The sequence below is a fragment of the Sphingomonas sp. OTU376 genome (genome assembly GCF_038440415.1).
GTDB classification, from domain to species: domain Bacteria; phylum Pseudomonadota; class Alphaproteobacteria; order Sphingomonadales; family Sphingomonadaceae; genus Sphingomonas; species Sphingomonas kyeonggiensis_A.
Genome location: NZ_JASATQ010000120.1, coordinates 1 through 7302, shown reverse-complemented (window position 1 = coordinate 7302; position 7302 = coordinate 1). Strand labels below are relative to the sequence as shown.

At 67.0% G+C, this 7302-nt stretch carries 7 protein-coding genes; 2 read left to right on the top strand and 5 right to left on the bottom strand.

Annotation, left to right across the window (positions count from 1 at the left end):
• The first annotated feature begins 166 nt into the window (after positions 1 to 166).
• Positions 167 to 1645 carry a lipopolysaccharide biosynthesis protein gene (locus tag AAHM44_RS24480; RefSeq protein ID WP_342251620.1) on the top strand — a complete coding sequence of 493 codons (1479 nt, stop codon included), beginning with the start codon at positions 167 to 169 and terminating at the stop codon, positions 1643 to 1645.
• Here AAHM44_RS24480 and AAHM44_RS24475 read toward each other — a convergent pair.
• Entirely contained in the window at positions 1642 to 2070 is a 429-nt protein-coding gene (locus AAHM44_RS24475; protein WP_269572857.1) for a CBS domain-containing protein, read from the bottom strand. The genes AAHM44_RS24480 and AAHM44_RS24475 overlap by 4 nt on opposite strands.
• 64 nt (positions 2071 to 2134) lie before the next feature.
• Between AAHM44_RS24475 and AAHM44_RS24470 the strand changes: the two genes are divergently transcribed.
• On the top strand, positions 2135 to 2434 hold the full coding sequence (locus AAHM44_RS24470; protein ID WP_342251619.1) for a hypothetical protein: 300 nt from the start codon (positions 2135 to 2137) through the stop codon (positions 2432 to 2434).
• A 33-nt stretch (positions 2435 to 2467) separates the two neighbouring features.
• Here AAHM44_RS24470 and AAHM44_RS24465 read toward each other — a convergent pair whose 3' ends face one another.
• The 4 genes from AAHM44_RS24465 to hisS form a co-directional block, all read right to left on the bottom strand.
• Entirely contained in the window at positions 2468 to 3223 is a 756-nt protein-coding gene (locus tag AAHM44_RS24465) for a DUF4167 domain-containing protein (protein WP_269572859.1), read from the bottom strand.
• 271 nt (positions 3224 to 3494) lie between these two features.
• Positions 3495 to 4358: a peptide chain release factor N(5)-glutamine methyltransferase gene (prmC, locus tag AAHM44_RS24460; protein ID WP_269572860.1), complete on the bottom strand. Its 864-nt coding sequence runs from the start codon at positions 4356 to 4358 to the stop codon at positions 3495 to 3497.
• 454 nt (positions 4359 to 4812) lie between these two features.
• Positions 4813 to 5883, bottom strand: a complete 1071-nt coding sequence (gene prfA, locus AAHM44_RS24455) for a peptide chain release factor 1 (protein ID WP_269572861.1) — start codon at positions 5881 to 5883, stop codon at positions 4813 to 4815.
• Positions 5880 to 7127, bottom strand: a complete 1248-nt coding sequence (gene hisS / locus AAHM44_RS24450) for a histidine--tRNA ligase (RefSeq protein WP_342251618.1) — start codon at positions 7125 to 7127, stop codon at positions 5880 to 5882. Before hisS ends, prfA begins: the two co-directional genes overlap by 4 nt.
• Positions 7128 to 7302 lie beyond the last annotated feature (175 nt).

Below are 7302 nucleotides of genomic sequence, written 5' to 3'. Positions count from 1 at the left end.
CCTTGCGCTGCCCAAACAGGCCTTCCGGCGGTCGAACATGCGCGATTCATCGATCCGAGCCTCGATTCCCGACTCAAAGGGCTGCGCGGTTGCGTAGCCACGCACGCAAATGCGGCCTTCTCGACGGTTTACGGGGCATAAAGGCGAACGGGCGCATAGCGCGCGTATGAGCGAACCCGTGCTGGCCACTTCCGAAACCCAAGCCACCAGCCTGCGCCAGCAGGTACGCAGCGCCGTCATCTGGCGTTCGGGCACCCAGATCTTCGGGCAGCTGCTCACCTGGGCCTCGACCTTCATCGTCATCCGGCTGCTAGGCCCTTCGGCCTATGGCCTGTTCGCGATGACCCAGGTGATCCTGGTGCTGCTCAACATGCTCAACGGCTACGGCCTCGCCAGTGCATTGATCCAGCGCGAGGATGCCGGGCGCCACGCCCAGCGCCAACTATTCGGCATGCTGATCCTGCTCAACTTCGCCCTGGGCGGGCTGCAATACCTCGCCGCGCCCGCCGCCGCCGCCTATTATCGCCAGCCGATGGTCGCCGACCTGCTCCGGGTTCAGGCGCTTCTATATATAGCGACGCCGTTCATCGCCCTGCCCCAGGCACTGCTCTCGCGGGAGATGGACTTCCGCAGGCAGGCGCTGGTCAACTTCGTCTCGGCGCTCGCGGGGGCCATCACCGCGCTGGCGGGTGCACTCGCCGGCATGGGCGTCTGGACGCTGGTCGCCGCGCCGATCGCGCTGTTCGCCACCCGTGCGATCGGCATGACCATCGCCGCACGCTCCTATATGTGGCCGAGCTTCGACTTTCGCGGCGCCGGCGACATCGCCCGTTACGGCGGCGTGATGGCCACCGGCCAGATCTTCTGGTTCGCACAGAGCCAGGCCGATGTGTTCATCGCCGGCCGCCTGTTCGATCCGCACATGCTGGGCATCTATACGACCAGCCTGTTCCTCACCCAGATCTTCGTCTCGAAATTCGTGCCGCCGCTCAACGAAGTCGCCTTCTCCGCCTACGCCCGACTGAAGGACGACAAGGCCGCGGTTGGCGCCGCCTTCACCAAATCGGTCCGGCTGGTGATGCTGGTCGCCATGCCCTTCTATCTCGGTATGGCCGCCACGGCGGAGCCGCTGGTCGCCGTCGCGCTTGGCCCCAAATGGATGGAAGCGGTGCCGGTTGTGCACTGGCTCGCGCTCGCCATGCCGATGATGACGCTGCAGGTGCTGTTCGCCCCGGCCAGCGATGCCTGTGGACGCCCCGGGATCAGCGCGCAGAATTCCATGACCGGCGCGCTCTGCCTGCCGATCGCCTTCCTGATCGGCGTGCATTGGGGGGTGATGGGGCTCGTCGCCGCCTGGTTCGCCGCCTATCCGCTCTATCTCGCGCTCTCGACCTGGCGGACGCTGCCGGTGATCGGCGTAAAATTCGGCACACTGGCCGAGGCGATCGCGCCGTCGGCGCTCGCCGCCGCGGCAATGGCATTGATTGTCACCGGCCTCGACGCCCTGCTCCCCCCGGTGCCCGAACTCCTCCGTCTGGCGCTGCTGGTCGGCGCCGGTGGGCTTGCCTATGCCGCGCTGCTGTTCCTGTTCGCACGGCGGATGCTGGTCGATTCGATCAACCTGGTCCGCAACCGCGGCGCCTAGACCGCCTGGATATAGGCGCGCATCGCATCCGCCTCGGATTCGATCCGTTCGATCCGGTACTTCACCAGGTCGCCGATCGAAATGAAGCCGATACAGGTGCCACCCTCGACCACCGGCAGATGGCGGATGCGCCTGCGCGTCATCAGCGCCAGTGCGGCAAGCACGCCCTCGTCCGGCGAAACGGTGATCGCCGGGGCGGTCATCACTTCACTGACCTTGCGGGTAAGCGCCGCCGCGCCTTCGCGTTCGAGGCAATAGATCACGTCGCGTTCGGAAAAGATGCCGGCCACGGCATTGCCGACCATCACGGGCACGGCGCCGATGCGCTTGCCCGCAAGCAGCGAAACGGCATCGGCTACGGTGCTGTCACCATCGACCGAGACAACGTCACGCCCTTTGCCACCCAGGATTGCCGCGATTGTCATCGCTCGACTCCTCGTTCGGGTTTAGGCGCTTGTGTGTCCCACGAATCGTCCCCAATTGCAAAAGATGGAAGCGCCCCGGGGCCTGGACGATCCGGAATATGCTGCCTTCGCCTGGGGGCGCTATCGCCGCGTCCTGGCACGGATGGCATTGGTTGCCTTCGCGGTGGCGGTGCTTTCGGTGCTGGTCCTCTGGCACTGGCTGGGCTGGCTGAATTTCACCCTGGCCCTGGCCACCGCACTCGGCGTGTTCTTTACGATCCTGCTCGGCGCCGCGCTGATGGGGCTGATGTTCCTCAGCTCCGGGACCGGGCATGACGCGCAGGTGGAAGACTTGCTGCGCGACCAAATCGAAATCGGCGACTGAGCCCGAGCCCAGCCGCCGATTTTCGTATCACCATCAGACCGTCGCTTCGGCGTCCTTGCGGGCGCGGGTGCGACGCGGCTTCTTGGCGGGCTCTTCCGCGGCCTCGGCCGGGGCCGCATCGCTCACGCCGAGCGCGGGCGGGAGCACCGCGGCGTCGATCGCATGGCTTTCCTCGGCCTGGGCTTCCTCACGGCGCGGGCGGCGCGCACGACGCGGAGCCTGCTCCTCGCGGGGCGCCTGGGCTTCGGCTGCCTCAACAGCTTCGCCTTCACCCTCGGCACCATGGCCATTGGCATAGCCATTGCCGTTGGCGTGACCGTTGCGCTGCTCGCGCTCGCGGCGGGGCTGACGCTCCGACCGCTCCTGGCGGCCCTCGCGATCGCCGCGGCCTTCACGCTCGCGGCGCGGCTGCTGCTGGGCACGCTGCTCGGGCTGGTCGTCGCCATCCTCGGCGCGGTTGCCATCGGCCTCGACATCGAAATCCTCGTCGTCGCTGTCGAAATCATCGCGGTTGCGGCGCTGCTGCTGGTTCTGCTCCTCGAAGCGCGACCGGCTCTCGCTCAGCACGCGGAAATAGTGATCCGCGAACTGGAGATAATATTCGGTGTTGACCCGATCGCCCTGCATCTGGGCGTCGCGCGCCAGATTCTTGTACTTCTCGAGCAGCTGGGCGGCGTTGCCGCGCGCACGGTTGTCGATGCGATTCCCGTTACCCTGGCCGGGGTTGCCACCCTGGCGCTGCTGCTGCCCGCCACGACCACGACGGCGGCCGGCCTGACGATTGTTCATCAAGGTCTGTATGTCCTGTCTTGTTTACGCTGTCCGTCGGTCCAATTCCTGGGTCCCGGATGCAGTTTACAAATGCGCGTCAACGCCTCGGGAGGCGCAACTCGCCTGCCATGGCCACCGGACTGCAGCGGCTATCATGACCTGAATCGGGGCTGTGCGTTCTTCACGGCCCAAGCTTCAACTTCTTGGTTGAAAGTGCCCTACCCCGTGGCTGTCTTAGCCGGTGCAGCACTAATGTCCAAGCAGAAATATGTGTCGTTTTGGCGTCGTTTCAAGTCAGCAGCAGCGCACGCGGCCGCCCACCAAGATCCTTGTACAGCGTCACCGCGAAACCGCACTTCCGGGCAATCGCGGATACGGGTTCGGCCTGAGTCCAGCCGATCTCCAGCACCGCCGCGCCGCCCGGCGCCAGCAGCCGGCGCAGATCGGGGATGATCCGCAGGTAATCGTCGAGCCCTTCCGCACCCGCGAACAAGGCCGAGCCCGGCTCATACCGGCGGACCTGCTCGGGCAGATCCTCCACGGTGCCGATATAGGGGGGATTCGCCAGGACCAGGTCGAATCGCGCCTCCAGCCCCTGCGCCCAGTCGCCGCGCTGGAAGCCGGCGCGATCGGCCAGCCCCAGCGCATCGGCATTGCGCTGGGCATAATCGAGCGCGACCTCGGACGCGTCCACGCCCAGCCCCTGCGCCTCGGGCCATTCGGCCAGCGCCGCCAGCAGCAAGGTGCCTGGCCCGGTGCCAAGATCGAGGATTCGCGCCGGCGACCGTGCGCCGAAATATTCGAGCGCCGCCTCGAGCAGCGTTTCGCTGTCCGGACGCGGGATCAATACCCCCGGCCCCACCGCCAGCTCGATCGTCCAGAAGGCCCGGCTGCCGGTGATATAGGCGACGGGTTCATGTGCCAGGCGGCGTTGGAGGAGGGATTCGAACCCTCCGGGAACCGGATCGCCGATATGGCGCAGGATCATCGCTTCCCGGGTCACGCCAAGCGCATGCGCCATCAGCAGCTCGGCATCGAGCCGGGGCGAATCGGAGACGGGCTCGAGCGTGCGGGCGGCTTCGTTGAGCCCGACGCGCACGCTCCTGCCATTTGCCGCCGACGGCGCCTCGGGCCGGGGATCAGGAGCGGGCATCCCGCGCCTCCCACTCGGAACCGGCCGACCAGAAATGTTGAATCCCTTGATACGCCACACGGGTGCGTGAGGCGTGCCGGGACAAGGGATCGATCCGGATTTGCGCGGCGCGAGTCATACCGGGACCGAAGCAGAAGATTTCCTACATTGCCAGAGGGGTGACGCGCTGAAGGCATCTCCCCTCGCTCAACAATAGCGTCGTCCCCGCGCAGGCGGGGATCCAGAGCCAAGGGGCAATGGCGGTACGGCTCGCCCTGCGATCTCCGGCAAGCGGAGGTCCGATTTCCGCGTTTATCCCGAGCTACCCTGGATCCCCGCCTGCGCGGGGATGACGGGGTTGGGGACCGGAATGACGATCAAGAAGGTCGCGCCGGAACATAAAAGGCCGGGCATCGAGCCCGGCCTTTTCTAACCCACCCCCGCCCCTCCCTTGCAGGGCGGGGAGTTGAGAGCCTTACCCGTCGAGCTGGGCCAGGCGATCGGCCTCGTCCTGCGCGATCAGCGCGCCGATCAGTTCGTCGAGCTCGCCTTCCATCACTTCGGGCAAGCGGTGGAGGGTCAGGTTGATGCGGTGATCGGTGACCCGGCCCTGGGGGAAATTGTACGTCCGGATGCGCTCCGAGCGATCGCCCGAGCCGACCATCGAGGCGCGCGCGCCCGAGCGCTCCGAGGCCAGCCGGTCGCGCTCGCGCTCGTACAGGCGAGTGCGCAGCACCTTCATCGCCTTGGCCTTGTTCTTGATCTGCGAGCGCTCGTCCTGCTGGATGACGATCGTGCCGGTGGGCAAATGGGTGATGCGCACCGCCGAATCGGTGGTGTTGACGCCCTGCCCGCCCGGACCCGAGGCCCGGAAGATGTCGATGCGCAGATCCTTGTCGTCGATCTTGATGTCGGCGTCCTCGGCCTCGGGCAGCACCGCCACCGTCGCCGCCGAGGTGTGGATGCGCCCGCCCGCCTCGGTCGCCGGCACGCGCTGGACGCGGTGGACGCCGCTTTCGAACTTCAGCTTGGCGAACACGCCGGTGCCGGTGACGCTGAGCACGACTTCCTTGTAGCCGCCGAACTCCGAATCGGAGGCCGAGATCAGCTCGATCTTCCAGCCCATGCGATCGGCATAGCGCTGGTACATGCGCAGCAGGTCGCCGGCGAAGAGCGCGGCTTCGTCGCCGCCGACGCCGGCGCGGATTTCGAGCATCGCCGGACGGGCATCGGCCGCGTCCTTGGGCAGCAGCGACAGCGCGAGGCCGCGCTCTGCCGCGGCCAGCGCAGCCTCGTTGGCGCGGAGCTCTTCCGCGGCGAGCGCGCGCATTTCCTCATCGGGCTCCTGCGCCATCAGCGCGAGCGATTCGGCATCGGCGCGCAGGCGGCGGACTTCACCGGCGGCGAGCGCCACCGGTTCGATCTCGGCATATTCCTTCGACACCGCGACGAACTTGTCGCCGGAGAGATCGCCGGTCGCCATCTGCGCCTGCAGCTCGTCGCGCCGCGCCTCGATCGCGGCAATCCGGTCGGCGGGGATCTTCATCGCGCGGCGCCGGACACCAGGGTGGCGACGGCATCGGCATCGACGGCATCGCCATCGATCACGCGCTGGGCGATCGAGACTTCGCCGTCGCGAGACTGGAACGAGACGGTCATCGCCGGGCCGGCCTTCATCGCGCGATCATAGCGCTTCTTCGGGCTGCCGCTGGCGAACAGCTCGGCGCTGATACCGTTGTTGCGCAGTGCTGCGAGCAGGCCAATCGCCGCGGCTTCGCTACCGGCAGCCTCGACCACCACGGCCACCTGCATGCGCTCGGTTGCCGGTTCCGGGATCATCATCCCCAGCCGTTCGATACCGGCTGCCCAGCCCACACCCGGGGTCTCGGGACCGCCAAGGCTGCCGACCAGGCCGTCATAACGGCCGCCGGCCAGCACGGTGCCCTGCGCGCCGAGCTTGTCGGTGACGAACTCGAAGGCAGTGTGGCGATAATAATCGAGCCCGCGCACAAGGCGCGAATTGCGCGTCCACTTGACCCCGGCGGCATCGAGCCCGTCGGTCACCGCCTTGAAGAAGGCCGCGGCCTCTTCGGTCAGATAGGCGTCGATGTCCGGTGCGCTGTCGGCGATCGGGCGATCGCGCGGATCCTTCGAATCGAGGATGCGCATCGGGTTCTTCTCGAGCCGGACAAGGCTGTCCTCGCTCAGCTGATCCTTGTGCTGCTCGAAATGCGCGACCAGCGCGGTGCGCCAGGCTTCGCGCGTCTCGGCGTCGCCCAGCGTGTTGAGCTGGAGCGTCACATCCTCGATGCCGAGCTCGCGCAGCAACTGGTCCGCGAGGACGAGCAGCTCGACGTCCGCCGAAGGCTCGGCAACGCCCAGCACTTCGGCGTCGAGCTGGTGGAACTGGCGGTAACGGCCCTTTTGCGGGCGCTCGCGACGGAACACCGCGCCGCTGGTCACCAGCTTCAGCGGGGTGTGCTGCTGCCAGCCATTGGTGATGAGGGCGCGGCAGATGCCGGCAGTGAACTCAGGGCGCATCGTGAACGTGCCGTCCTCGTCCTCGCCGGGCGCGAAGGTATACATCTCCTTGGAGACGACATCGCTGGTCTCACCCATCGAGCGCGAGAATACCGCAGTCGATTCGAGCACCGGCATTTCGGCGCGCTGGAAGCAATAAAGACGACGGATGCGATCGAACGTATCGACGACATGCGCGAACCGGCGCTGATCCTCGCCGAAGATATCCTGGAAGCCGCGGATGCGGGCGGGCGTTTCGATGCGTGCCATATTGGCGCGCGCCAATAGGCCGGTTGCGGGTTTGCCGCAACGGGGGGTGGAGTTTCCCACTTCTTCTACTCCCCTCCCTGCAAGGGAGGGGTTGGGGGTGGGTGGCGACCCCCGCGGAGGCCGGGGGGGCGCGGCGCGCCGGGGGGGTGAGAAGAAAAGGCCGGGCCGCGAGCCC